Raw genomic sequence first — 25,366 nt, 5'->3', positions numbered from 1 at the left:
TTTCGTCAATGGCCACCATTCTCCGGAAGATCGCGAAACAGGTCCTGTCGCGCACGACGTTCTCAAACCTCGCCATGGATCGAGCAAGAGATGCGGCGGTGGACACCATCGGCTGCATGATTGCAGGCAGCAGCGATGAAAGCGTCGCCGCGCTCACCCGCGCTTTCGACGGGGAAATCGCCGGCGCCGGCCAAGCCCGGCTCGTCACCGGCGGCTCCGCCTCGCCGTCGCTCGCCGCACTCGTCAACGCAACGGCGGCTCATGCGCTCGATTTCGATGACAATTTCCATCCGGCGAGGGCGCATGCTTCCGCGGTACTAGTACCGGCGCTGCTGGCGGTTCTGACGCGCGGCAAGGTGAAGAGCGGGAGACAGTTCATCGAGGCCTACTTGACAGGGCTGGAAGCGCAAGCGGCGGTCGGCTTTGGCGTCAATCCCTCTCACTACAACAGGGGCTGGCACGCGACTTCGACGGTCGGCAGCATCGGGGCTGCGGCTGGCGTGGCACAGCTTCTTGGCGGCGGCGAAGAGAGCCTCGCGGCGGCGATGAGCCTCGCGACCAGCTTTGCCTGCGGGCCGAAAGGGCAATTCGGCACGACCGCCAAACCCGTTCATGCGGGCATTGCTGCGCGTAATGCCGTAGATGCGGCGTGCATGGCGCTTGCGGGTCTGAGCGGCCGGCCGGATATCCTCGAACGGCAGCAAGGCTTCCTCGATCTTTTCGGCGGTGACGAGGCTCGCGGCTGGGAAGGCCTGACATTCGAAGAGAGGCACATCATCGAAAGCCGCGGCGTGGTGACCAAACGTCATCCCTGCTGCGCCTCGACCCATCGCGCCATCGACGCGCTTCTGGATCTCAAGCAGGAGCACGGGCTTTTGGCGGGCGACATTGCGGGGATCGAGACGAAAGTCGGTATATCCGCTGCCCGCAACCTCGCTTATCCCAACCCCACTGATGAGATGCAGGCACGCTTCTCAATGCAATATTGCCTGGCGACAGCTTTCCTCAAAGGCTCCCTTAGCCTTTCGGACTTTACACGGCAGGAGATTGGGCGAGCGGAAATCCGGGAATTCATGCCGCGCATCGACATGCAGTCCTATTCGGGCGATGAGGAAAAAGGCGTAGAGCGCCTCCCCCACATCGTCACGGTCACGACGCTCGACGGGCGCATTTACAGGAAGTCCCGCTTGCACGCCAAGGGTTCGCTCGAAGCACCGATGAGTGATCACGAACGCAAAGTTAAGTTCATCGATTGTTTAAGCTGGGCGAACAGGCGTGATCCCGAAACCTCTTTCCAACAGCTTCGCTCCCTACCGGATTTTGAACCCCTGTCCTACGACAGCGCATTCTGGAGCTTGATTTTTCAGACGGCTACCGATCCCGACACAGGTCAGCGAAGTATCGAAGTTTGAATCGAGCGGCAGCTGCGGGAAAAGCTCTTCCCAGCGGTAAGATGAACTTATTTGATCCTGCTTCGCCTTGAAGGGATCGGATCTACCGACCCCGTCATTTTCTGACGCGCGCCTTGAATGTAGTTGAACCGTCGACCCTGTCATTGTAGAGACAAATGGGTTCACAGGCGCATTTTCCGCGTCGCAAAACTCCAACAATGAGCAGCTTGCCCTCAGGGAGCGGAGGTTGGATTAATGAATGACCTGGAGAACCAACTCCCCCGAATCTTTCAAGTTAATCTCCACCGTTTCTACGAGCGCGTCATCGCACCGGTGCTGGAAAATCTGCCAGAGCCTACGCTGCAAGAAATCACCGCATCTAATTCGATGAGCGAGAACCTCGATCGCGCAGCGGCCCAGGTCAATGCCCATACACACAATGAGGCCGCCAAAGCGTTTGTCTTGGCGCTCGCCGGCCTGTTCGAACGCCAGCTGCGTCACTGGGCGTTACATCTGTTCTCGCCGCTGAATCCGCGCACCGTTTACGAAGGCGATTACGCCAAACTGCTGGACCGGTGCCTTGAAGCCAGAGAGGTGGATGGCAGTCGAGACGATGTGCGGAAAGACTTGGTGGAAGCCGTCCTCGTCGCAAATGTGGTCCGCCACGGCGATGGGCGTACCAGCAAGAGCTTGCGCACGATCGCGCCGGAACTTTGGGTATATGACCCAAGCGAATATGTCGACATCAATGCCGGGCCGTCGCCCGACAGTGAACAAATCCGCATCCGCACACGTGATGTGCAGCGCTATATTCATGCCGGCGTGCGGTTCTGGGGACGGGTCGATCCATTACCAATGGCTGTAACCGAGCCGCCGTTCTAGGTCACGAAAATCGTCACAGTCCGGTCTCAGCGCTCCTCGCCAAGATCGATGGTAATCGTGATCGCCGCAGCAATCGGGGCAGAGCGTTCATACAAGAGGCGACGCAGGTTGGGGTCCGTCAGGTCCTCGAACATTCGACCTTGCCTGCATCGCAGCACCTCGTCTGCTGAAGTCTTCCCCAAATCCATGAAACGTGACCCCAATTACGTAAAGCAAAACGCCTACCACATGAGCCGCAATGCGTCCACGACATCGCCCGGCGGCCTCTCGTAGGGATTGCACTTCATGGCACCCTCGAAAACACAATACGGAATGGCGGACGCCGGACTGGATCCAGCAGTCGGTCAACGTATTCGTGCCGAGGCGTAGCGAGCGATGTAACACATGATGGCGAGAACGTTTAGAGAACGAGCAGGAAGACGTCAAGGCCCTAGTTGTCGTTTAGTTCAAGGGGACAGCTCCGTCGCCAGCGATGGAAGAACCGGTCGGCGATGATTGTATCGATCTGAACTTAGAAGGACTTGTCCGAGCGCCATTTCATAGGGTCAATGCGCCAATTACAAAGAGAAATCGAGGTCGTGCAGAGCGGCCCGGACCTCGAGAAGCAACGCCATAAGGGAAGCGGAGAAAAACATAAGTGCGACCGAAAACATTATCGCTGCGCCATATTCATGTCTGAGATTGAGAAATGAACTCACGAACGCGAGTATGACAAGCATGGTCGTGAATATTCCGCTTATCACGGCGAATTCGATCGCCTTGTTGAGCAGCTTCGCGCGACGCTTCAATCGTGGAAGGATATCCTTCAGACGGCTTCCGCCAGGGTCGGTCTCACGTAGGCCCCCCAGAAGGTTGCTACGGTCCACGATCCGATTCATGCGTGTGATCAGAACCGAGATAAATCCTGCGACCGCGCCCAGCAGAAACGCCGGGGCGGTTGCTTGTGAGATTACGCGAGAGATCTGTTCAGCGGTCGCTACGTCGCTAAGCATGGGATTTCCTCTTGATGTTGCCGTACCGAGGCACGAATTGCGCCGGGTACGGCTGCTGCAAGTACGCACTGAACGAACAAGCAAATTCCCGCCCTGCGAGCCACATTTTGACAGTTCGGTCAAAACCGCAGGACGTCGCCACAACGCCGAACATCTGGTTTCCGCGTGACGAGAGCACCCCTTTGATGTTTCTCGCAGGCAACCACGTGTCGCAATGGACGAGCGTGCGGAAGGTCAGGGATGGACGACGACCGATGATCTCCATGGTTTTCTAACGACGGATCCGAACGCTGTCGTCAAGCCCAGGTGACCCGGTGCAATACAATAGATGCGGCCGAGCAGCCAAGCGAGGCGGCTGACGACTTGTACTCCGTAACGTCCCTTCCCAGTGGCCCCGATGGCGAAGGTCTGCGCTTCGGTTATGGCGTTTTGTCCTCCTCCACACGTTCCCTGCGGGCCTGCAGCGTGTCGAACTTGCCGAAATCGGTCATGATGCTTACCAGGACGCTTCCCGTCCAGCCGAAAGTGAACAATCCCGACATGGCTATGATCGGTCCAAGCAGACGCCACCGAGCCGGGAGAGCGACGTTGCCCTCCCCCAGCGTCGTGTAGCTTTCCAACACGTAGTAGTAGCTGTCTCGCATCGACGGGATGATATCCCTGACAGAGAGCGGAACGGCCCAGATCAATGTCTCTGCGAAATGCAGGAGCGCCAGCGCGGCGACCGTCACCGCGAGCATCATGTTCAACCGCCAATGTGGCGTTCCGCTCGTTACCTGGGTCCAGGATTTGCTGAACTGACGGCTGATGCTCCGGATCCCGACGCCGTGCACGAAGATGACGACGATCAAAATCAACGTCCCGACAAGGATTTCGAATACCGGATTCGGGTTCGATAGATGATCCAATCGCTACGTCCTCAGTCTCGTCAACTGCGGTGGACGGCCGCTACGTTAGCCCTCCACCGGCCCCACCGCCGGCATGTTGCCGTACCCATGGTGTTAGTAGCAGGGAGGATAGGGGTAATATCCGCATGCCGGCGGTGGGTAGTAAGGCCGATCTGCCGCAACTGCGGCTGCGCCGATAGCAGCCCCCGCGACCACGCCAGCGCCGTAATAGGCGCCCGGATGGGCGTACCATCCGCCGTGCCAGACGGGAGCGTGGACCCCGATCCCGCCAACGGCCACCCGTCCATACGCACCGCGGGCTGCAAACCAGTCGATGAACAGCGATGCCGGGCCGTCGGCTCCGGCGAGATCCCCTTCCAGGACCGTGACGTCGAAGGTCAGGTTTCCACCCTCAAGCTTCGGTGTCTTCAGCACGACCACGGCATCGGCGACGGAATCCCCCTTGCCGCTCAGGACCGATATCGTCGCATTGGGCGGATCCTTTGCGAAACTGTCGGCGCCCTCGCCCCATTGTTTGATGAACTCGGAGGTCAGGACATGACCCGCCGACCTGACTGGTCGGTCGGCGAAGACGATCGATGTCGCCGAGATGCCGCTCATCGTCAACTTGTCACCCTCCAGCTTCGCCCCTCCGGAATTGAGGACGGCAAGCGACGGCACCATTTTTGACTTGGTTGCGCCGATCGTCTTCTGTGCGGGAGCCGAGATGGCATCCTGCGCGATGGTCGGAGACGTTGAAACAAGACCCGCCGCGAGCGCGACGATGCAGATATACGAGATCTTACGCACGATTCGTCCTCCAATTCGGCCACGAGGGCGTTACTTCAAAAGTCCGAGATTGATCAGTTGCACGCGTCTGTTGTCGGCCGACTCCGGGTGACCGGGATCGATTGGCCATTCCTCGCCGGCACCGACCGAGAACAAGCGGTCAGGCGAAACTGCGAAGGTGGTGGATAGCGCCTCGTTTATAGCATCGGCGCGTTTCTGACTGAGTTCGAGATTATGCTTAGCACTTCCCGTCGCGCTCGAGTGCCCGACGATGAGGAACTTGTACCGGAACAGGTCCGGGTGGTGCAGCGCATCGGCGATCAGCCCGACGGTGCGGTAGGATTTCGGTTCGATGGCAGTCGAGTTGTTTTCGAAATCGATTTCGACGATCAACTGCGAAAGCTGCGACAGCGTGCTCCAGTTGGGCAGCGCTGCCACGCCCTTCCCAACATTGGCGTTGGCTTCCTCCACCAGCAGGGCGACGTCGACGGCGGGTGCCGACGCCTTTACCTGTCCGAGCGTGCTCATGATCTGACTATTGTCGAGCTGCTGGGCGGAGGCGATGCACGGAGCCAGAAGGAAGCCGAGTGCGATTGAAATGCGAAGGCCATGAGCGATCATTTTGTTTCCCCTATTTTCGGCCATGGTTCAACGCCATCCAGCGTCGGTGATTGCCTGGTTGCATGATTTGTTGTCGACGCGCTTAGTCTCGACGAGGCAGGAGAGAATGTTCCCGTCGCCTTTCACGCTGTTGCAGTACTGGGAGATGTCATGCTGGCAAACCTTGAACACTGACGCCTGCGCTTCCTGGCGCTGAGCAATCGACGTCATGACGTTTCCAAGGGTCGAGGTGCATGTCGGTGAGACCTTCGATGCGTTCTTCCCGAGGCAGGCCTGGATGCGGCCGTTTCCGAGGTTTTCGCCGCTGCAGAAGGTCTTGATGTCGGCGCCGCACTCCTTGGCGAGCGTCGTCACCGCATCCGCGTAGCTGATGGTGTCGGCGCGGACGACCGCGGTTAGAGTGAGGAAGCCGGCGAGCGCCGCGCCTGCGAAGATACCAACTCTGTCTCTCATCGTAGTTCCTATCCTGGAGCGATTGATCTGAAGTGGTTATTTGCGTCGAATGCTTGGGCGGACGTTATCGTCGTGGCGGTTTGAACGGCACGACGGAGGCCCGCTCGAGGGCCTGCGCAATTTCTGTTCGGAGGATCTCCATGAGGTCCTGATATTCGAGGATGCGGTCGCCACGTTCCGCAGCGGACGATCGTTCCCATTGCAGTTTCTCGTCATGCGCAGTCAGAAAGTCGTCGCAGAGGTCGCGAAACCCCTCGTTGCGGGCGGCGAGTTCCTCGATGGCTTTGGCTCGCTCCCTGAAGGAGCTTTTGACGAATCCAACACCGTTCCCCATCGGGTCTATCCATTTGCGTCCGTCGCCTCACACCAGGCGATCTCAGAACATGATGATACAAATCTCTCCCTTTGCACCGTAGGTTACCGTAACAAACGGTGCTGAAGCCGCGACGCGGTCAACGCAGGCCCCACCCCAACAGCAGCAGGCCACTTGCCGCCGTCCAACTGCCTGCCACGCGCATTGCAACCCGCGCCCAGTCCCATTTCACTTTCAGCACCAAAGCGGACACAAGGGCGATCAAGGCGAAGACAAGCCCGGCCGAGCCAATCATCGCCGGAACGCCATCACGGAATGCGGAGTACGCCGAGCCGAAGACGGAGCCCTCGAATGCCGCAAGGGCGATTGCCAATGATGCCGTCACCCATAAAGGCATCCGAATGTCGGCAGCCGCCAAACCTCCCAGGATCAGTAACGGCAGGCTTTCATAGACGGGATTGATGGCGAGCGGGCCAAGCAGCATTCCCATCAGTCCGAAAGCCATCCATGCGGCCGGCAGGAGCAGGACCGCGATCCGAGCGTGGGCCAGCCCCCGAAGCCCGGCGAGAACACCAAGCGCGATGATGGGCAGAATGGCTTCCGGAGACATCGCGAAATGCGCGAGCCCGTCGTAGATCGGTCCAAGCCCTGTATTGACGAGATGTGCATTGGCATCGACCGGAATTGTTGCGATCCCGATCGACGCCAATACGGCGCGGATACGAGTTCTCCTGGGAGCGGCCGCCCTCGTCATGCGAGTGCATTCCATAAGAAGAACGCGCCGACAGCCCCGACCGCGCCACCGGCAGCCCGAACAGTGATCTTGCCCCACGGCCACTGGTAGAGCAGTCCGATGCCAATGCCGACCGCGTGCAACAGCCCGGTCGCTATCACGAAACCGAGGCTGAAGAACAACGCGTTTTCTCCAAGTGGCAGTTCGGCACCGTGGGCATAACCATGGAAGATGGCAAAGACACCCACCAGGATTGCGGCCGCAAACAGCGGCGGCCGGGTTTCGGTCAGGACGGCCGCACCCAGCAGGACACCTGATAGTGCGATGCCAATTTCGACGCCCGGCATGGACACGCCGAGTAGGCCAAGGAAGCCGCCGAATGCCATGACGAGGGGGAAAGTGATCGGCAGCACCCAGATGGCCGGTTTTCCCAATTGCGCTCCCCACAGACCGACGGCGATCATCGCCACGACGTGATCAAGCCCCGTAATCGGATGGAAAAACCCGGCGGCGAAACCGGACGCGCCGCCCGTGCCGACATGAGCCTCGGCGACGCCGGCTGAGAAGAACAGGGCCGCAAAGACAAGGCCAATGCTGCGGAGTACCGAATGTTTCATGCCATTCCCCCCACCATTGCAACGATGCGATCAACGGTCCAGTAAGCGCCCAATATCCCGACCACGTAGGCGGGCATCAGTTCCAGGCCGCGCGGCAATCTGATTTCGATCGATTTCAGGGCCGCGATGAGCAGGAGAACGAGCCCGACGAACGCCAACTGGCCAGCCTCGACGCCCAGATTGAACATCAGCAGCGCAAACGGGATGTCGCCCTGCGGCAGGCCGAGCGCTGTCAGTCCGCTGGCAAATCCAAAGCCATGCAGCAGCCCGAAGGCGAAGGAGACGATCCATGGGTGGCGGATCGTAAAGCTCGTTTGCCCACGCCATACCCGGACGATCTCGGGACCTAGAAACAGGATGGACAGTGCAATCATCGCATTGAGCGGCAACGCCGGAATCTCGACCTTGCCCAGCGTCGCGACGGCAAGGGTTATCGAGTGGGCGACCGTGAAGGCGGTGATCGTCTTCACCAGCATCCACCGCGAGCGGACGATGAAGAGCAGGCCGAAGACGAAGAGCAGATGATCGATACCGAGAAGAATGTGCTGGAAGCCATTCCCGAAATAGACCTTGGCGGCGGCGAGCCAACTGCGCGCGCCGGCAAAGTCGATCCAGGGTTCGGAGGGATGGATCATCGTCGTTTCGACGCTGCCGTTCAGCAGATGAACGCGGACCAGCACATCGGTGATCGTCGCCTGTAGCCCAACGAATTCGACGCGCTTGCCGGCAAGGCCACGACCGTCCGTTTCGATGACGCGCGTTTCGACGAGCGAATCCGGAAGTTCACGCGCGGCCGGCTCCGTCACGTTGCGCACGCTCTCCGGAAACCGCAGCGCTATCGGAAGCCGCATGCCTGACAGCATCGGTGTACGCCAAACGACCTTGTAGCGGTTCGCGGCCATCTCATCGATTTGCAGATACGCGGGCCGTATTTCGTGGGCGACCGCGCACGAAACGAACGCGGCGACTGCCACGACCCCTAGCAGCAAACACCAAAGCGACCTGGGCAAGTTGATTGGAATGCTCATTGGGCTGACAACTCAATCGGAGCGCTGGTCGCGGCTGGAACCTCCAAGTGCTGCAGATCGTCCTTCGTGACGGTGGGCAAGCTCACGACGTAACGCGAACGCATCTCCTTCAGCGCGTTCCTCTTCACCTCGGCGTAGCGCTCATCGAGCCATGCCGATTTGACGCTGGGCGCGACCTCCTCCAAAGCAGGAACCCGTCCGGCTTCGATGGAATCGACCCATATGAGATGCCAGCCGTAACCGGACTGTACGGGTCCTTGCCACGATCCCGGTTTCAGGGTGAAGAGCGCCTTGGCAAAGTCGGGTCCGAACTCCTTGGCCATCTGCTCGGGCGTGGCGTCGCCATAATAGTTCCGGAACATGAACGGATCGGCGACCGACGCAACGTCCGGCGAGTCCGAAGGTTTGCCGGCGACGGAAGGGATGGCGGCCTCGGCAGCCTCCCGAGCTGCCTCGCCGTGCTTGTCAAAAGAGAAATAGAGATGGCGAAAGCTGAGATGTGGCGAAAGCGCGAAGCGGTCTGAGCGTTTCGCATACCACGCCTTCAGTTGCGCGTTGTCTGGCTCGTCGAGCGTCGCCAGGTCGGCGGCCAAGAAGTCCATTTTCTGGGCCAGCCTTCGCTTGATGATTTCATCGTCGCGATCAAGGCCAAGGGAGACGGCCTCACGGAACAGGATCTCTTCGGTCACCTTCTGGTCCATCAGACTGCGCATCTCATCGGGCGTCGGGGCGGGCCGGCCCTGCGCGAGCCAGGTCACCGCAAGTTGCCGGACATCATCCTTCGTCAAAGTGATTTTCTGCTGATCGGCGGCGGCTTCCTCAGGTGCGGGGGCGAGAAGCCGATAGGCACCGAAGAGAACCACGCCGACAACGACGAAGTGTAGGAGCGGTTCGCTGAGAACCCGCTGCCACTTCTCTTTCGGGGCGTCGGACGGAACCATCATTGGCACACCTATTGTTGTTGATCGGCAGAGGGACCCAGAGCTGCCTGGGCAGTGGTCAGCGGACTGCGTTTGAGATAGCTGAGGATCGCAAACTGCTCGGCGGGGTCTCTGACTGCCTTCGACCGGATGATGGCGACGTAGTCCGCGGTCGCATCCCACGCCTCCCAGTCGGCCAGTTCCATGGCGACGAACCCGGCCATCGGCTTGCGGGCCTTGATGAAGTAGCGATAGGCCTCGATCACCCGCCGGCGGGGGACGATGCCGTCGGCTCCGCCTTGCACGCTCAATGCGAGAAGAGCCGCCTGGATTTCCGGCAGGGTCCGCTGGCTATCGGCGAAGAAGGTTGTTTCCAGCCAGTCGACGCGGTTTGCACCGCGCAATTCCAGATCCGCCGCCAGCAAAGCCGAAAGGTTGGTGGCGTCCCGTGCCTTCATCGCAATGTCGATTTGCTGTTCGAGCGCGATGGCTGTACCGGCACCACCTGTGATCCCCAACAACAACGTGTAGGCCGGACGTCGAGAGGCCAATTTTGGATCAGTGGTCCACGTGAGGAGTTTGGCAGCATCGAGTTGTGGTTTGAGCAGCCGCGTCACCGCGTACGGAGCGCGCGACAACTCGCCATAGGCGATCGCGGCCACCAAAGCTTCAGGGCTTTCGAGCTGTTGCGCGACGACGACTATGCGATCGCGCCATTCGGCGTCCGTCAGATACGATGATGTGAGGGTTAGTTGCGGCCAAATGCGCTTTGGCGTCTCTGCGCTCTGCTTCGTCTGCGCGAGTTGTCGCAGCCATCCCGCAAAGTCGACGGACATTGCGCCCAAGCTTGTCCACTTCTCGGAAACCTTGTCGTGGAAGAGAAGCACAGGTTTCTGATCGAGTTTCGCCCCTCTCCGTCTGCGACGGTCAGACCGTCGACCGACATCACCGCCTCGGCGACTGGGGTGGCCAGTCCGGGCTGCACGAGGACATCGCCGACCGTGCCGTCCCCCTTGACGATTTCCATGACGCGGAATCGGCCTTGCCCATCGACTGGAGCGGCTATCACGGCCTGATCTGCGGCGTCGAGCCGCTGGCCAGGCGTTACCACCAGCCCCGAGAAGCAAATGGCACAGGCCTGAGCATTCCCGGCGAACGCCAGGATCACGCAGCCGAGGCTCACAAGCAATCGGACGGATGCTTTCGTTACCATGGGACTCTCCATTACCTCCAACCAGCGGTTAACCGCTGCCGACTAATGCGGATGCGCGGTCAACGAAGCCTCCGGCTCAGAACGGCGCTTTTTGCGGGGTCAAGGGATCAAGCATATGCGGCGTCGGGACGACTTCGTAGTTCGCGAAACCGAACTCGTTGCTGCGGGCGGCGAAGTATTTGTCGCCAAGCTTGTAAACAGTTGCTTCATACGGAGCATTGTTGAGGGTGGTGACGATGGCCCCGTCCTTGATGGCGTAGGCCGTGCCCTGCCCCGTCAGGCCTCCATGCAACACGTCTCCAATCTCGCTGGGCTTCGGGATCGAGCCGTTGACGTTGCCGACGAGGCGCTGACCGGATGTTGTCCACGCGATGTTGAAGACTTCGCCTGTAACATTGTTGCGAACCCAGCTCGACTTTCCGACGACGAGGTCGGTGAGTGCCTTCGTATCAAGCGTCGTAGCACCTTGCTGCTTCAAGTCGGCAACGGTCGTGCCCTTGGCGGCGGCAGCCCGCAGTTCCTGGGTCGGCGTATACCAGATCGGCGAACTCCAAGCGCGCTCCTGAACGGTCGCCGCGACATTATCGGGAGGCGCAATGCCCAGTTCCTTTGCCTGGATCGTGGTCCAGCGTGGCGTCGGGATTTCAAGGGTGCGCAGATAGTAGAAGGCGTCGAGGCTCGGATCGAATTCGGGGTCCGTCCACGAACCCTTCAATTCCACCGAGCCGATCGTATTGGTGTAGCTGGCCTCGGAGATGTTCACGGTGCTGCCGATCGGCGCAACGATGCCGGTGAATTCATCCGGTGTGCGGTTTCCAGCCCAGGCGACGTCGTAGACTTTCTCGAAGCTCTGGCCATGCTTCGACCAGCCCTTGACGATCTGGACGCGGTCGAGATTGCCGGAGGTCGGATCCTTCACTGCCCACACGGCAAAGGACGGCGCTTTGGCTTCGCCCAGGGGCGGCAGGTCGCCGCCCATCGGCACTCCGCCCGCATATGCAGTTTTCACCCAGTCTGGCTTGGCGACATCGGCTGGATCTGCTCCCCCGAAGAACCGCACCTTGATGTGCGGACCGCTGGTGGCGAAGGTTTCCTTGCGCTGCATGGCGTCGAAGAGCGAGGCGCGGGTGTTTTCCTCGGCCCAGATCCCGGTAAGACCTGCCGGGTTTTCAAGGCGGACGTCGAGACCAGCAAAAACGTAGCCCGACATGCGTTGCTTGATATCGCCGTCGTTGCGTACATGGCCACCGTAGAAATTATCCTGTCGATAGGGCACGCCCGTGTTATGCGAGTCCGAGCCGCCGACGAAGCCGGTCTTGTAGGGATTGTAGCCGCGCGCCTCCATCATCGAGATGCCGTCCTTGAGGGCTTGGCGTATGTAGCTGCCGGAGACGGTCGGGAAGCGGCCGGCGGGATCGCCGAGCAGGTAGGTCAGGATTTCGAAGTTGGCGAACTCGTCGTTGGGGGACAGGGTCGGATGAGTCTCGGACGCGCCCTTGATCTGCTTGATCTCGCTCAGACGCTCGTTGCGGTCACGTGACGCCGCCCAGGCGGCGTCGATAGGGCGCCCCTTCTCGTCGACGTCGGTCGGAAACATGTGGCCGTCCGAGAGATTGGCATTATGGGAGATCGCCAGAAGCTCGTTGCCTGTCTTTCTCTGTCCATCCATCCAATTCCAGAGGTCCGACGGATCGCTTGAATCGATCGAACTGTAAGGCACCTCCGGAACCTTGGCGCAGTCGCGGAAGAAGACATTGCGGTGCATGTTGCGGTTGTTCGGCGTCGAGGTCCACTCATAGGAGCAGAAGGCCGTGAACTTGCCGGGCTCGTTGGCCTGGTCGGCCATGTCGACGTTCTGCTTCCACACCGAACCAGCCACCTCGGGCGAAATCAATTCCTTAATAGGGTCCTTGTCGACGATCGTTCCGCCGAGCCAGAGGTAGATGCGGGTGATATCTGCGGGGTCTTTGACGATCAGCTTCTGCGCGATCGGAAGCTTGCTGATGGCTGAACCTGGCGTGTTGGCAAGCGCGACGGTTCCGACATATTCCGAATGGTCGGTGACGCCCATCCAGTCGAGCGGGGTGTCGATCTTGATATCGTAGCCGAGGGGATGCTTGATTGTTTCGCCCTTGGCATACCGGTACGCATCGGCTGGAGTGGTCTTCGTGTTGCCGAAGATATAGGCGTCGAACGACCATCCGGTGTGCACGTGCGTTTCGCCAAAGTAGGCTTGCCGTTCCTGGGCTGAAGCTCCTGTTGCAGCCACTGCGAGGATCGTTGAGGAAAGCAAAAGTATGACCCGATTTGCCCTGTGCATGTCTCGCCCTCGATTGCGGTTTATCGTTGTGGTTGAATTTTCGGTTAGTCTTATGGACGGCGACGACGAGAGCGCAAGGTATGTAACAGTAATATACGGGCGCCGCGGCATGTAGTTTCGGCATGCCTCCCGTCGAACTAAAGAAGTAAATTACCCCGGAAACAGCCTCGGGCAGCTCCTCAACTATCTTTATGGACGACGACCCGTTTCTGCAGTAGGTTGCATTCGTGAACGGTAATTTGCTTTAAGAATGAACCTCAAGAGTGGGTGAGGTGCAGGCTGTGCAGAACGAATTGCCGCCGGGGGGCGACACCATTCCGTTTAACCGTCCGGTCCTGACCCCGGACGCTATCCGTGCTCAGCTCGCTGTCATCATCTCCAGTCCCGAGTTCCCGAAGGTTGGTCGTAGTGGCGCGTTCCTGACATACGTCACTGAAGAGGCTCTTGCGGGTCGTGCTGACCGGATCAAGGGCTATTCGATTGCCGTTGAAGTGTTCAAGCGGCGCGAGGGCTTCACCCAGGACGATCCGGTTGTTCGCATTGAGGCCGGTCGCCTGCGTCGACTGCTCGAGCGCTACTACCTTGTCGCCGGACAGCATGATCCGATCAGAATCGATATTCCCAAAGGCGGATACGCGCCGTCCTTCGAATGGATCGAGGCGCCTCAGGGTGATCCTGCAGAGCAAATGAGGATAGCTAGACCGCGTCGAATTCGCGCCCGGTTTCCCCGCACTGCGATCGGCATCGGATTAGGCGCGACGCTCAGCCTTGGCATTCTCGCCATTGCCTTATCCACGATCCTGTTGCCCGACCGCTCGAATACGCTACCCGAGGATGGACCGACGCTTGTGATCGCCCCCTTCGCCGATCTTGGCGACGGACAACAATCGAAACTTTATTCCGCCGGGCTGACGGAGGAATTGCTGACCGTCCTCCCGCGCTTCAAGGAAATCCAGGTGTTCGGGCGTGAAACCTCCAAATTACTGTCGCCTGGGGTGCCAGCCTCCCAGGTGCGCGGCGAACTCGGTGCGCGCTTTCTGCTCGCCGGCGGCGTACGCGTATCAGGGGAGCTGGTGCGCGTGACGGCGCGTTTGGTCGATACTGGCACAAACAAAATCCTCTGGTCCGATTCCTACGACGACAGCACTGACGGGCGCGAACTGTTCGGCATCCAATCCGACGTGGCGAACAAGGTCGCGACCGCGGTCGCACAGCCATATGGGGTCATGGCTCGAGCGGATTCCGTCAATCCGCCTCCTGACGAATTAGGAGCCTACACCTGCATGCTAGGCTTTTACGCCTATCGCGCCGAATTGACGGCAGACCAGCATGCCAATGTGCGCAATTGCCTCGAGAATGCCGTCGAGCGTTACCCAACGCTGGCCACAGGCTGGGCCATGCTCTCGATCATCTATCTCGACGAGGAACGTTTTCGTTTCAACATCAGGTCCGGCACGCCGACTCCGGTGCAGCGCAGCCTCAGTGCTGCGCGGCTTGCAGTCAAACTGGACTCAGGCAACACACGTTCGTTGCAGGCCCTGATGAACGCGCTGTTCTTCGACCAGCAGCCCGACGAGGCGATCAAGGTCGGCGAACAGGCGTTGGCGACCAACCCCAACGACACGGAACTTCTAGGCGAGTTCGGCACGCGTGTAGCCCAGAGCGGAGAATGGCAGCGCGGGGCGGCGTTGCTCGATCGTGCCCTGGAGCTCAATCCGGGTGGCGGCGGCTACTATCACGGCACGCGTGCGCTTGCAGCCTACATGCTGCAAGACAACAAAACTGCGGTCAGCGAGATCAGGCAGGCAGATCTGCAGAAGTTCCCGCTATATCATGCGGTTGCGGCCATCATTTACGTGAAGGCGGACATGATGGACGAGGCCCGGCGGGAGGCCACCGCATTCAACGAGATGCGCCCCGATTTCATTCCGAACATCGTTGCCGAACTGAAGGCCCGCAACTTCCAGCCCGCCGATCGGGCGAAAATGATCGCTGACATCAGGAAGGCCGGATTGCCAGCGGCCGACGAGGTGAAGGAAACGATGCTGCTTCCGACGAAGGCGTCCTCGGTTTCTCAACCGTAAGCCGTCTATCCACCTCAAACATGGCCGCGGGCACAGAACATACCAGAAGTTACGGGCGTGCCGCGTCTTCGAGAGATAGGTTTTCTTGGCGAAGTAGTTTGTTGGTTTCAACTGAGGGCGATTCGTGGGCAGCGTTGGTGGTGAGGTGGCGTGGGCTCCAAGGAGCTGGTTTCGTTGGTTTGTTGTCTGTGTCGTCCTGGTTCTGCTTCGGCGATCGATCCCGCGGTGATGTAGAGGATGGTCGTCAGCATGATGTTGACGCCCATCGCCTCCATGGTCACGTCGGCAATCATCGCCGGGCGGGTGCAAGCGAGAAACAAGGTGTCGTCTTCAAGGCTCGGAATGATCGCCATGGCGCTCAGTTCCCGACGATGGTGTTGACGAGCTCGGTGGCGCCGAAAATCCCGCCGATACCGATGATCCAGAAGCCGGCCCTCCTCAAATCCATGTATCCGAACATCCAGGCGATGCAGATGATGATGACGGCGATCACCGCCAGCAGGCGGGCGATATTGCCGGTCAGCATGTCGACGATGTTCTGCAGCACGGTTTCGATGCCGGCGGCCTGGGCGAAGGCTGGTTCGACCAGGCAGGCGAGGATGGCGGCCGCCATGAGGGTGGATGCGGCAAGGGGCCGAAGACGAGCTTTGAAGATCATTCACTTTGCTCCGATCGATCATTCTGGAAAACGAGAACTGAGGATTGCCGTCGCGAGCTGAACACGTCCCAGGATGCGGCCTCGGCAGTGTGGGAGGATTGTTTCGCAAGCGCCGGCGGCGCCTCATCTTGCGACTGCTCGCGAGGCCCGGCTCGGCTTTCGGGCTCGCCGATGGTGAGCGAGGCAAGCATCGGCGATAGCCGCTTTGTTTCCCGGCGCACCTGCTCGTCGTATTTGACCATGGCGCCGAGGGATGGATCATCGCGGCCGTAGTAGGACTGAAGCATCACTGTCTCAGCCAGGGTCGGATCGTCTCCCGCGCGCTCAGCGACGCGATAATATCCGTCGAGAAGCGTGGCTGTGGCCTTGAGGTTCAGGCAGGGATCGAAGGCGTCCGCGACGGATAGCTTCAGCTTCTGAAGCTGCTCGATCCCGACACCACCGAGCCCGATCTGGATATCCTGGTGATCGGCGATCAGGGATGTGGCAACCTCGATCGCCTCCGCCTTCGATGCGGGTTGGGCGGCAAGTGGCGGGCCGCTGTTGATGCGAATGGCAAACGGTTGAAACCGGCTCTCGAGGCTGACAATGCTAGCCAGCGTCTCCATCTCCACCATCGGCGCGCAGGTTTGCGCGATATCGACGAAAGCAGCACCCATCGGTCAGTACCAGACGCGCTGTTTACCGGCGCCGTCGATGGTGACGTCGACATAATGCGGTTGCGATCGCGTATTCGGGCGTGTGATCGGGAAGCCCATGCACTGGCGGCGCCCGTCCACGCGCTGCCAATGTGGCGACAGCACCGAGTTGTCGCGGGAAGTGTATTCGTCGTCATTCCAGCAGAGGCTGTTGCTCACCGGCTGCGGCGCTGTCGCCACGCAGGTCGCACGCCCGCGGGGACCATAATCCTTCATCAGCCTATAGCCAGCATCGCAGAAGTAAGGCTCATAACCCGGCCGCGAACTCTGGAAACCGACGCCGCTGCACGCCGGGAACGAATGCCCCTCGGCAAGCTCCCGCCATAGTTTATGGATCGGCGGCCGGCATTCGGCATATTGGGTCGGCCCGCCGGGATTGGAAAGGCATAGGATAACCTGACATCCCCAATCTTCGGCCCGCGCTTTATCGCCGGAAATAAGATAGGGTGGCGCTACGAAGCAGACCGCAAGCAGTGAATTCAGCAGAAGGCTTTTCATGGACAGGACCCTTCGAGACGACGACGCCCTTTTGCATTCGGGAAGGCCAACTTTGCCTGCCCGTCTATACTGCCGTATATAACACAGTTAAATCACATGGCAAGCGCGATTAAAACTCAATGGCACAACCTTGCGTTTTCCGGACTTATTCTCCATGAGATCCTTGATCATCCGCTGGAGGACGAGACGCCGCAGGCGCGGCTGAAGCAGATCGGCATGATGACGATCCTCTACACGATGACCCAGGCCCATCAGAAGCTAACCCTCTCTAATATAATTGAAATTACCGAGCTGACGCGAACTGGCGTCAAGGAGACGGTCGATCTTTTGGTGAAGCGAGGAATGCTGCTGGAGACGATGGGGAAGAACTCCATGGGCCGAGGAACAGCACGGCAGTTCGAGATCTCCCAGGAGCTGCTGAACAAGCTAAGTTCGTTCCGCGCCAGCGGGGGTGCAGGGTTAAACTGACTGATTTTCGGCATAAAAAGAAGCGGGGTGGCGAATCATTTGCCGGTCCCGATCATGCGGCTGCCGGCAGTTGCAAGGGGCTAAAGGGCAACCCGCCTGCAGGGCGGGTTCCAATCATACAATGAAGAGTATCGGAGAAATCAGCATAGCGGCGCCGTGAGGCGGATTTCGGGAATTCTCGCCACGCTAAGGGCGGAATAAGGGCAGCCGCAGGAGCCTCAGCATAGCGGCCGTCAGGGAGGCGGAACCGACTGCCCCCGCCCGGGCGTTCCTTTTGGCGGCTTTTAAAAATGACGGTGCCGCCGGCCGGTTGGGATGGGCCGACGACATCGTGATGAGACGAGTTCAGACTTGATCAGACAGCACTTTCAAGCAGCTTCTTGGCCTTCCCCTCCAGCTCGAGGCGGGTGTCCTGGTTGGTCTTGCTGCGTGCCAGCGCCGTGATCCCCTGCACGAAGTCGAAGATCGATTCCGGCGGCCGACCTTCTTCCGACAAGACCATTTCGATCACCTTGCCGGTTTCGCCCTTCGAGAAGCCGCGCCGGCGCAGGAAGGTCTCGCGATCCTCGTCCTTGCGGGCGACAATGCGCTCGCGCGCTGCCTTGATGCCGGCCACGAATGGTGCCGGGGAAGAGTTCGCAAAGCTCGTCAGCGCCGGCGCTGCCTCGTGCGCAAAACGCTGGGCGGCGAACTTCGAGTGTCGAATGGTGATCTCCTCGAAGTTTTCCGTGCCCCAAAGATTGCGATTGGCGCAGACGGCGCGCAGGTAAAAGGAGGCGATGCCGAGCGTCTTCGATCCGACCTCCGAGTTCCAGGCATAGAAGCCGCGGAAATAGAGGTCCGGTTCGCCATTGGGCAGCCGTCCGGCTTCGATCGGATGGGTATCATCGACCAGGAACAGGAAGACGTCGCGGTCGCTGGCATAGAGCGTCGTCGTGTCCTTGGTGATGTCGACGAACGGGTTGTGCGTCATCGTTGCCCAATCGAGGACGCCAGGCACCTTCCACATCGTATCGCCGGTGCCATTGCCGGCGATCTTCATTACCGACGAGACCAGTTCATGGTCCCAGATGCGACCGTATTCTGGCCCGGTGACGGCCCTGAGTTCGAGCCGGCCATCGTCCATCTCGAGCGTCTTCACGAGCTCGGCACGGTGATTAAGCAAACCATGCTGAAGATTGATGGCGGCAAGCGACGCCGGAAGCTGGCGCATATAGGTGGCGGGAGCACCGACCAGGCTGCAGAGCTGGCCGTAGCTCCAATGGGTCGGTGCGATCGGCTGGCGTTGGCCGGGAACGAGGAGCTCAAGCCGCTCGGCATTATCGCGGGTGGCCTCTACGCGGATCGCTGCGCTCTCGACCGTTCGCGCATGCGCGCGATCGGCTCGAGACCGGACGGTCTCATCGAGATCGATCAGAGACAGAAACCGTTCGTCGTCGGGGCGCGAAAACCATTCCGACGAAACGCGGCCGATCCGTTCGCCGCGGGAAATATCGACTTTGAAGCCGGAAGCCGTGGGCCTGGCGTTGGTGCTGAGAGTGTTCATTGGACTATCTCCTGAAAAGCAAGAGCCCGGCGCATTGGCCGGGCTGGTTGAAGGATATGAAGGGTTGGAAAGGATCATTCTCGATGGAGACGATGGTGCGCTGCCCAGATCGCCGTCAGAGCCGTCTGGAATTCCGCGTTGCTGACGACATCAGAAAAGTCCGTCGTCGTCGCTATCGAGACGCACGCCTCGTGGATCTCGTCGTCGCTCACCGTCTCGGTCGAAAGCCCGCCGAAACTGTGATCGACCTCGAAAATGGCGGTGATGGCCTCGCGAACCCGGTCTTCCTGCAGCCGGGCGAGAACGTGGACAGGCCTCGGCGGGTCGGCAGGCTCATCAGGATCCGGATTTCCGGCGAGAATGGCTTCTCCTCGCGCAATTTCCCAAGCTGAACGATTAAGCCAGTCGAGTGACGGCTCCCGGTTGGCATGGGCATCGTCGAAAAAGATCTTCAGCAGGCCGAGCAGGATCTCGAAATGGCGACTCCGACGCTGGAGCGTGTCTTCGAACTGCGACGGCACCTGGATCGATGGGCCGATATAAGCAGCGTGCGCTCCTTCCAGGCGCCGGTGACGTGGACCCCGCGGGAGGAATTGTGGTTATTCTCGGCCATCTCCCAGTTGTCGTCGTAGATTGCTGCACAGCAAGCTGCGTCCAGCGTCTCGGCGGCATAGGTGCGATGCCGGAAAACCGGCAACTGATAGGTGGTTTCGATCGTAAAATCGGGCATTGAACTCTCCTGAAACGGATGCGGCCCGGTCTCCTTCCGGAGCCGGGCCGTCGGTTGAGTTTCGTGAAACGGGATTATTCGGCCGCGTCGAGATGCTGGTGTTCGTCGACCTCGTCAGTCGGCGCGGAGGCATCATCCGCATCGTCGGTCAGGAAAGCCGGGAGATCGGGCGCCGGTGTCTCGACTGTCCCGCCATCAGCAATCTCACCGGTTTCGACAGTCGCCTGCTCGACCGAGGCGCTGGCCGTGATAAGCCGAAGCGGTTCTGGCAGCCAGCCGCTGCCGCTCATCAGCCGTTCGGCCTCGCGCGCCATGTCGGCCTTCTTGAGATGGCCGATCAGTTCCGCCGACTGGTCGCGCTTTGCCTCCCGGACCGCCTGCAGGATGCGTGCCTTGGTGACGCGGCCGAGGTAATTGTCAGCCGTTGGCACCCAACCGGCCTCGGCCATGTCAAAGCCGATGGACCGGGCCAGTTGATCGGCGTGCGCGATCGCCCGGGTCCGCTTGTTCCAGGGCTCGATCACCGCATTGACCGACAGCGAGGCGCAATGCGCAAACAGTGCCTGCCGGCTCACATCGTCGAGTGCGATCAGAAACGCCCAGAGATCATTTGGATCCTTGGGAAGATCCTGGCCCCAAGCTTCTTGCCGCTGGTCGATTTCCTTTGCCCATGCCGTGTCGCCCAGCCCGTCCGTTTGGCTGAATTTCGCGTTCTGCAACGTTATTTCCAGGCATGAGTCCGAACCGTAGAAATAGAAGGTCTTCAGCACGAAGGCGTGCAGGACGGCAATGAAGGCCATGACCGGATCGTTGGCGAGCGCATTGCGGAGCGCAACAGTTCGCGCGGCCGTCAGATCGAGAACCAGGCGATCGGGGAGCGGCTTGATCGTCTCATCCTCGTCCTCCGATTGATGGCCGCCAGCAGCCGTTTCGTCGGTGACCGATGAACGGCCGTCGAGATCGACACTACCGCCACCGTCAGAATCGGAGGCGTCGACCTCCACTTTCTGCTCATCTTCGGGCCGCACGAACCCCCGTTCGATCTTGAGCTCGCCGCCGGCGCCCAGCGAAACAAAGACGCCGCCGCGAGCAACGTCCTCGGCGTCAAAGACATTGGGTCGATCATTGAGCCGGTCGATCTCGGTGCCGAGTTCCTCGAGCTTCTGTTCCGTTGCCTCGGAATATTTGCTCGCCTTGGCATACTCCGCATCGAGCGTGTCGTACTCGGCCCGTGTGGCATCGTAACGGGCAAGCTCCTCCTCGGTCATCTCGGCCTGCGCGCCGTAGAAGCGACGAAGGCCGGATGTATGGCCATAAGGAAAATCGAAAGCGGCCTCGATCCATTTCCATCCCTCAGCCTCCTGGATCGCATCGGCGTCGGCCTTGAGTTTTTCGAGCGCGAGCTGCTCAAGCAGCGCCGGATCCTGCAGCCATCCACCCTGATCCTGCTCGAACAGATCGCGCATCACCACGCCGCCGGCAGCTTCATACATATTGACGCCGACATAGACGGCGCGGCGGTCGCTGGCGCGGATCGCGGTTTCGGTCAGCAGGCGGCGAATATAATATGGCTCGCGGCTGTGCGACCGCGAGATCGTATCCCAGACCTGCTCCTGGCGGACATGGTCGTTGGTGATCGAGAAGGCCATGATCTGCTCGAGCTTCATTTCGTCTTCAGTATAGAGATCGAGAAGCCGCGGCGAGACGGACGCAAGCCGCAGGCGCTGCTTCACGGTGGCGACCGAGACGAAGAACCGCGCGGCGATCTCTTCCTCATCGAGTCCCTGTTCCCGCAGCGTCTGGAAGGCGCGGAACTGATCAAACGGATGCAGGCTGACGCGCTGGACGTTTTCGGCGAGGGAATCTTCCTCGGCCGATGTTTCGTCGCCTCGCTTGACGACGCACGGGATCGGCTCATCCTTCGCCATGCGCTTCTGCTTCACGAGCAGTTCGAGTGCCCGATAGCGCCGCCCGCCGGCGGGAACTTCGTAGGTGCCGGTCTCCTCTCCGGCCTCAGCGAGAACGGGGCGGACGCTCAGGCTCTGGAGGAGTTTGCGACGGGCGATATCCTCAGCAAGATCTTCAATCGACACTCCCGTCTTGATGTTGCGGACGTTTTTCTGCGAGAGCACGAGCTTGTCGAAAGCGATGTCTTCCGATCGGTTGAGGGTGATTTTCTGAATGGCTTTGGCCATGTCATTTCTCCATGACGGACCGGCTGGAGCCTCTCTCCAATCCTGTCAATCCGTCACAGCTTTTCCCTTCCCTCCTCTTCCTCTCTCCTCCTCGCTAACTGGCCAGCACTAGTCTCGCCGGTCGCGCTCCTCCCTGAGCCGCCCTCGCCACTCTCGCAGGGAGCCGAGCCGAGTATGCTCTTTCGCTGTTTCACTGAAAGACAGTTCTTCGCATGCTCATGCTCAGAGCAAAAGAATCCTATCCATATTTGATCGAACGCCAGAGCCGCTCGACGAAGACGTTGTCGCGCCGTGCACCCTGGCCATCCATCGAGATTTCAATCCCGGCCTTCTTCAGCACCGCCGTGAAGTCGATTGAGGTAAACTGCGCCCCCCGGTCAGTATTGAAGATGTCTGGTTTGTCATATCGGCAAAGAGCTTCCTCATCCGCCTCGATCCAAAAAGGCCGTCTTCATCGTGATCGACAGCCGCCACGACAGAACCGATCAACGATAACGAAGAGATAGACGAAGCCCCGGCCCATGGGGATGTATGTCAGGTCCATTGCCCACACCTGGGTGGGTCTGGTGACCGCCAGCTTCCCGAGCAATAGACCTTGTGACCAGGCGCAGGTTTAGACGCGTTGGGACGACAGTAAATCGCCTCAATGCCCATCTTCTTCATCAGCGTCGCAACATAGAGCCGCCGTGACTGAGGCCGAGAAGCTTCGCCTGGCGGACAACGGACAGTTTGTGCTCGCGGTTGATCATTCCTTTCCGCTCAGCAGCCCGGCTTTGCCGAGCGCACCGGATAAAAACATTTGCTAACGTCAGCTCCCAATCTTGGCGTGCAGGATTTTAATTATCGACGGTCGGAGCCGCCGGTTCGGCTTTGGCGGCATCGCCGAAAACGCCTGTCGCTCCCTCAAGGAGCTGGTCTTTCCACTGTTTAATCTGATTGGCTTGTCCGTCGAAATGCTGGGATAATAGCGCTGTTCACCCCTGACGGCGGCAAGCGCCACCTTCGCCTTGAGAGCCGGGGCTATGGTTCCGCCGCGATCGTCTCGAAACCTCCGCAGTCGTCTCAGTGTATTTCCAATGAGGACGCCGCGCCGCCGCAATCGTACTGCGGCCGGAACTGGAAATCCATAAAACAAAAGATGCAAGCAGCGGCCGTATGACCGCTTAGCGATCGTTCCTCATGGCGGCTCGGAGCACATCATTGATGCGGTCTTGCCAGCCCGGGCCATCCTCCTGAAAATAGACGAGCACGTCGCTGTCGAGCTTCAGGGTGACCTGCTCCTTGACGTTCGGCAGCGCCGGCCGCGCGACGGGTGGTGCGGCGGCGACCTTTTTGGCGGGCTTGAACAAGGCTTCCGCGGCATCAAGCGCATTGACTGGGCGGCGCGGGGTTTTGGTCACGTTTCTCTCCAATGGTTCGCTCATTCCGCGGTCAGGCAGTCTTTCAAAGGGTTGATCGTCCGCCGGGACGCTTCCGGGTCGTTGACCTGCTCCGGTCATGGCAACCACCCCTGTTTTAGAAAGCGACCGCTCCTGCAGCAGTGCGTTGTGTCGACCACGAATCTCACTTGACCACTAGAGGATACGAAATCCAGGCGGCTTGGTAAGGCGTTGGAAAGCTGGGCCTCGTTCCGGAGCCGCACGATGTGTAGCCGGTTCTCATGTTGTGAATGTTCTACGTTTGAGCAGACCGAAAAACAGTCGTGATAGCGCTGATGTTGGCTTGTTGAACACGGACAAGACTTCCAGCCCGCCCATAAGATCAAACAGATCGCCGCCATGGCTGGAGGGCAAGCCGTCCGGTATCGTGGGTGCAGGGCGAAAGAGCTCCGCGCCATCGCAGGCGCGGCGCCTTTGTCGACCTCGTCAAGAGGCGAGAACGCCGCTCTTCTTGGCGGTCCAGGTGGCGATATAATCCATCAGGCCGGGATTGAGGCAATCGTACGGTTCGATACCGGATGCCTTCAGCTGCGCTCTGACGGCGTCCATTTTCGCAGGATCGAAACCGCTTTCGATGATCGACGACACGAAGGCCGCAAAACCGGGCTTCGCCCAGCCGCTTTCCTGGAAGCGTTCCGGATGGACGAAAGACAATCCCTGGAACGGGTGTTCGCGCTCGACCGGCCCGTACATATGCACGCCGCATTCCTTGCAGGCATGCCGCTGGATCAGGGCCGCGGCATCGACGACGGCGAGCTTGTTGCCGTTCTCGAGCACTTCGACGTTCTCAGTCGGCGTAACCGCCACGACCGAAAAGACCGCACCCTCGGGCTTCCAGCACTTGGTGCAGCCGCAGGCGTGATTGTGGGCGATATCGCCCTTGATCCTGACCTTGACCGGATTGCTCGTGCATTTGCATACCAGCGTCCCGCCTGCAAAGGCAGCGTCAGTCGCTCGAAAGCCTGAATCCACTGCCGGATGAATGGCTATGCTCATTGATGTTCTCCTTCCCACCTTGGCCGTTTGCGTTATGCCCGGCCGAGCTCTGCGATCAATTCGTCAACCTCTGCGCATGCCAGCGCAGATGGTCCTCCATGAATGTCGAAATGAAAAAGTAGGAGTGGCCGTAGCCTTCCTGCACGCGCAGCGTCAGCGGAATGCCCGCCGCTTCGCAGGCCTGCCTGAGCTCGTCGGGACGCAGGCCGTCCTCCAGGAAGCCATCGTTTGTTCCCTGGTCGACGAAGAGTTCCGGGAACCGGTGGCCGTCTTCGATCAACGAGCAGGCGTCATAGGCCCGCCAGGTCTTCTCATCGGGCCCGAGATATTTCCGCAAGGCCGGTTTCGACCAGCCGGAAACCGAGGGATGGCTGATCGGCGCGAAGGCCGAGCAGCTCTTGAAGCGGTCCGGGTTCTTGAGCGCGATGGTGATCGCGCCATGTCCGCCCATCGAATGGCCGAAGATTGCCTGGCGGTCCATATCGACGGGGAATTCCGCGGCAAGGAGGCACGGCAGCTCGTCGGCGATGTAGCTGTACATGCGATAATTCGCCGAAAACGGCGGCTCGGTGGCATCGACATAAAAGCCGGCGCCCTTGCCGAACTGCCAATTGTCCGGCTCATCCGGAACGTGGTCGCCGCGGGGACTGGTATCCGGGCAGACGACGATCAGTCCGAACTCGGCCGCAAGCCGCCGATATTCGCCCTTGTCCATGACATTGGCATGCGTGCAGGTCAGGCCGGACAGGTACCACAACACCGGGCAATTGCCCTTCGCCGCCTGCGGCGGCGCATATACCGCAAAGGTCATGTCGCAGTCGCAGGCCTCCGAGCGGCTGACATAGACCCCTTGGGTGCCGCCATGAGACTTCTCGGTCGAGATGGTTTTCATGGC

25 protein-coding genes and 4 pseudogenes are annotated in these 25,366 nt (G+C 60.0%); 5 read left to right on the top strand and 24 right to left on the bottom strand.

What is annotated here, in order from left to right; all coding sequences use genetic code 11:
* The first annotated feature begins 8 nt into the window (after positions 1 to 8).
* A complete protein-coding gene (locus ACS4RS_RS30955; protein WP_439012583.1) occupies positions 9 to 1,412 on the top strand; it encodes an MmgE/PrpD family protein in 1,404 nt (467 codons plus the stop codon).
* A gap of 234 nt (positions 1,413 to 1,646) precedes the next feature.
* The gene (locus ACS4RS_RS30950) at positions 1,647 to 2,273 is read left to right on the top strand and encodes a hypothetical protein (protein ID WP_439012052.1); all 627 of its coding nucleotides are present in this window, start codon (positions 1,647 to 1,649) and stop codon (positions 2,271 to 2,273) included.
* Positions 2,274 to 2,830: 557 nt separating this feature from the next.
* On the opposite strand, the gene ACS4RS_RS30945 is transcribed toward ACS4RS_RS30950, so the two are convergent.
* Positions 2,831 to 3,265: a DUF2721 domain-containing protein gene (locus tag ACS4RS_RS30945; protein WP_439012051.1), complete on the bottom strand. Its 435-nt coding sequence runs from the start codon at positions 3,263 to 3,265 to the stop codon at positions 2,831 to 2,833.
* 146 nt (positions 3,266 to 3,411) lie between these two features.
* Here ACS4RS_RS30945 and ACS4RS_RS30940 point away from each other — a divergent pair.
* Positions 3,412 to 3,569 (top strand): annotated as a pseudogene (locus tag ACS4RS_RS30940) (SOS response-associated peptidase); the annotation flags it as partial.
* A gap of 115 nt (positions 3,570 to 3,684) precedes the next feature.
* Here the strand turns inward: ACS4RS_RS30940 and ACS4RS_RS30935 are convergent.
* From ACS4RS_RS30935 to ACS4RS_RS30880, 12 genes are all read right to left on the bottom strand, one after another.
* A complete protein-coding gene (locus ACS4RS_RS30935) occupies positions 3,685 to 4,173 on the bottom strand; it encodes an ion channel (protein WP_439012050.1) in 489 nt (162 codons plus the stop codon).
* A gap of 93 nt (positions 4,174 to 4,266) precedes the next feature.
* The gene (locus tag ACS4RS_RS30930) at positions 4,267 to 4,962 is read right to left on the bottom strand and encodes a hypothetical protein (protein ID WP_439012049.1); all 696 of its coding nucleotides are present in this window, start codon (positions 4,960 to 4,962) and stop codon (positions 4,267 to 4,269) included.
* A gap of 30 nt (positions 4,963 to 4,992) precedes the next feature.
* Positions 4,993 to 5,562 (bottom strand): OmpA family protein, encoded by a 570-nt coding sequence (locus tag ACS4RS_RS30925; RefSeq protein WP_439012048.1) that lies wholly within the window; start codon positions 5,560 to 5,562, stop codon positions 4,993 to 4,995.
* A gap of 27 nt (positions 5,563 to 5,589) precedes the next feature.
* Positions 5,590 to 6,015, bottom strand: coding sequence for a hypothetical protein (locus ACS4RS_RS30920; protein ID WP_439012047.1), 426 nt, complete (start codon positions 6,013 to 6,015; stop codon positions 5,590 to 5,592).
* A 64-nt stretch (positions 6,016 to 6,079) separates the two neighbouring features.
* Positions 6,080 to 6,349 (bottom strand): hypothetical protein, encoded by a 270-nt coding sequence (locus ACS4RS_RS30915; RefSeq protein WP_439012045.1) that lies wholly within the window; start codon positions 6,347 to 6,349, stop codon positions 6,080 to 6,082.
* Positions 6,350 to 6,467: 118 nt separating this feature from the next.
* The gene (locus ACS4RS_RS30910; RefSeq protein WP_439012044.1) at positions 6,468 to 7,082 is read right to left on the bottom strand and encodes a HupE/UreJ family protein; all 615 of its coding nucleotides are present in this window, start codon (positions 7,080 to 7,082) and stop codon (positions 6,468 to 6,470) included.
* Positions 7,079 to 7,678 carry a HupE/UreJ family protein gene (locus ACS4RS_RS30905; RefSeq protein ID WP_439012042.1) on the bottom strand — a complete coding sequence of 200 codons (600 nt, stop codon included), beginning with the start codon at positions 7,676 to 7,678 and terminating at the stop codon, positions 7,079 to 7,081. Before ACS4RS_RS30905 ends, ACS4RS_RS30910 begins: the two co-directional genes overlap by 4 nt.
* Entirely contained in the window at positions 7,675 to 8,706 is a 1,032-nt protein-coding gene (locus tag ACS4RS_RS30900; RefSeq protein WP_439012041.1) for a HupE/UreJ family protein, read from the bottom strand. Before ACS4RS_RS30900 ends, ACS4RS_RS30905 begins: the two co-directional genes overlap by 4 nt.
* A complete protein-coding gene (locus ACS4RS_RS30895) occupies positions 8,703 to 9,650 on the bottom strand; it encodes a peptidyl-prolyl cis-trans isomerase (RefSeq protein ID WP_439012040.1) in 948 nt (315 codons plus the stop codon). Before ACS4RS_RS30895 ends, ACS4RS_RS30900 begins: the two co-directional genes overlap by 4 nt.
* Before the next feature lie 8 nt (positions 9,651 to 9,658).
* Positions 9,659 to 10,462: a hypothetical protein gene (locus ACS4RS_RS30890; RefSeq protein WP_449314097.1), complete on the bottom strand. Its 804-nt coding sequence runs from the start codon at positions 10,460 to 10,462 to the stop codon at positions 9,659 to 9,661.
* On the bottom strand, positions 10,375 to 10,839 hold the full coding sequence (locus ACS4RS_RS30885; protein ID WP_449314096.1) for a hypothetical protein: 465 nt from the start codon (positions 10,837 to 10,839) through the stop codon (positions 10,375 to 10,377). Before ACS4RS_RS30885 ends, ACS4RS_RS30890 begins: the two co-directional genes overlap by 88 nt.
* Positions 10,840 to 10,915: 76 nt before the next feature.
* Positions 10,916 to 13,159 (bottom strand): DUF3604 domain-containing protein, encoded by a 2,244-nt coding sequence (locus ACS4RS_RS30880; RefSeq protein WP_449314095.1) that lies wholly within the window; start codon positions 13,157 to 13,159, stop codon positions 10,916 to 10,918.
* Positions 13,160 to 13,440: 281 nt separating this feature from the next.
* On the opposite strand from ACS4RS_RS30880, the gene ACS4RS_RS30875 reads away from it, so the two are divergent.
* Positions 13,441 to 15,243: an adenylate cyclase gene (locus tag ACS4RS_RS30875; RefSeq protein ID WP_449314139.1), complete on the top strand. Its 1,803-nt coding sequence runs from the start codon at positions 13,441 to 13,443 to the stop codon at positions 15,241 to 15,243.
* Between the two features lie 194 nt (positions 15,244 to 15,437).
* Here ACS4RS_RS30875 and ACS4RS_RS30870 read toward each other — a convergent pair.
* From ACS4RS_RS30870 to ACS4RS_RS30855, 4 genes and pseudogenes are all read right to left on the bottom strand, one after another.
* Positions 15,438 to 15,596: pseudogene (locus ACS4RS_RS30870) on the bottom strand (VirB3 family type IV secretion system protein); the annotation flags it as partial.
* A gap of 5 nt (positions 15,597 to 15,601) precedes the next feature.
* Positions 15,602 to 15,901 carry a TrbC/VirB2 family protein gene (locus tag ACS4RS_RS30865; RefSeq protein WP_439012037.1) on the bottom strand — a complete coding sequence of 100 codons (300 nt, stop codon included), beginning with the start codon at positions 15,899 to 15,901 and terminating at the stop codon, positions 15,602 to 15,604.
* Positions 15,898 to 16,560 (bottom strand): lytic transglycosylase domain-containing protein, encoded by a 663-nt coding sequence (locus ACS4RS_RS30860; protein ID WP_439012036.1) that lies wholly within the window; start codon positions 16,558 to 16,560, stop codon positions 15,898 to 15,900. Before ACS4RS_RS30860 ends, ACS4RS_RS30865 begins: the two co-directional genes overlap by 4 nt.
* Positions 16,561 to 16,563: 3 nt before the next feature.
* Positions 16,564 to 17,097 (bottom strand): hypothetical protein, encoded by a 534-nt coding sequence (locus ACS4RS_RS30855; protein ID WP_003592406.1) that lies wholly within the window; start codon positions 17,095 to 17,097, stop codon positions 16,564 to 16,566.
* Between the two features lie 96 nt (positions 17,098 to 17,193).
* On the opposite strand from ACS4RS_RS30855, the gene ACS4RS_RS30850 reads away from it, so the two are divergent.
* Positions 17,194 to 17,565: a MarR family transcriptional regulator gene (locus ACS4RS_RS30850; protein ID WP_439012035.1), complete on the top strand. Its 372-nt coding sequence runs from the start codon at positions 17,194 to 17,196 to the stop codon at positions 17,563 to 17,565.
* Between the two features lie 355 nt (positions 17,566 to 17,920).
* Here ACS4RS_RS30850 and ACS4RS_RS30845 read toward each other — a convergent pair whose 3' ends face one another.
* The 7 genes and pseudogenes from ACS4RS_RS30845 to fghA all read right to left on the bottom strand — a co-directional run bounded on the left by ACS4RS_RS30845 (position 17,921) and on the right by fghA (position 25,363).
* On the bottom strand, positions 17,921 to 19,111 hold the full coding sequence (locus ACS4RS_RS30845; RefSeq protein WP_439012034.1) for a DUF932 domain-containing protein: 1,191 nt from the start codon (positions 19,109 to 19,111) through the stop codon (positions 17,921 to 17,923).
* 74 nt (positions 19,112 to 19,185) lie between these two features.
* A pseudogene (locus tag ACS4RS_RS30840) lies at positions 19,186 to 19,841 on the bottom strand (hypothetical protein).
* A gap of 74 nt (positions 19,842 to 19,915) precedes the next feature.
* A complete protein-coding gene (locus tag ACS4RS_RS30835; RefSeq protein WP_439012031.1) occupies positions 19,916 to 22,036 on the bottom strand; it encodes a ParB/RepB/Spo0J family partition protein in 2,121 nt (706 codons plus the stop codon).
* Positions 22,037 to 22,280: 244 nt separating this feature from the next.
* Positions 22,281 to 23,136: pseudogene (locus ACS4RS_RS30830) on the bottom strand (DDE-type integrase/transposase/recombinase); the annotation flags it as partial.
* Between the two features lie 63 nt (positions 23,137 to 23,199).
* Positions 23,200 to 23,436, bottom strand: coding sequence for a BrnA antitoxin family protein (locus tag ACS4RS_RS30825; RefSeq protein ID WP_003592402.1), 237 nt, complete (start codon positions 23,434 to 23,436; stop codon positions 23,200 to 23,202).
* A 465-nt stretch (positions 23,437 to 23,901) separates the two neighbouring features.
* Positions 23,902 to 24,471: an S-(hydroxymethyl)glutathione synthase gene (gfa, locus tag ACS4RS_RS30820; protein ID WP_179612424.1), complete on the bottom strand. Its 570-nt coding sequence runs from the start codon at positions 24,469 to 24,471 to the stop codon at positions 23,902 to 23,904.
* 55 nt (positions 24,472 to 24,526) lie between these two features.
* Entirely contained in the window at positions 24,527 to 25,363 is an 837-nt protein-coding gene (fghA, locus tag ACS4RS_RS30815; RefSeq protein ID WP_449314094.1) for an S-formylglutathione hydrolase, read from the bottom strand.
* Between the last annotated feature and the right edge of the window lie 3 nt (positions 25,364 to 25,366).

The organism is Rhizobium sp. F40D2 (assembly GCF_051810745.2).
GTDB lineage: Bacteria > Pseudomonadota > Alphaproteobacteria > Rhizobiales > Rhizobiaceae > Rhizobium.
The sequence above is the reverse complement of the archived record's forward strand: the minus strand, read 5'-3'. Positions and strand labels throughout refer to the sequence as shown.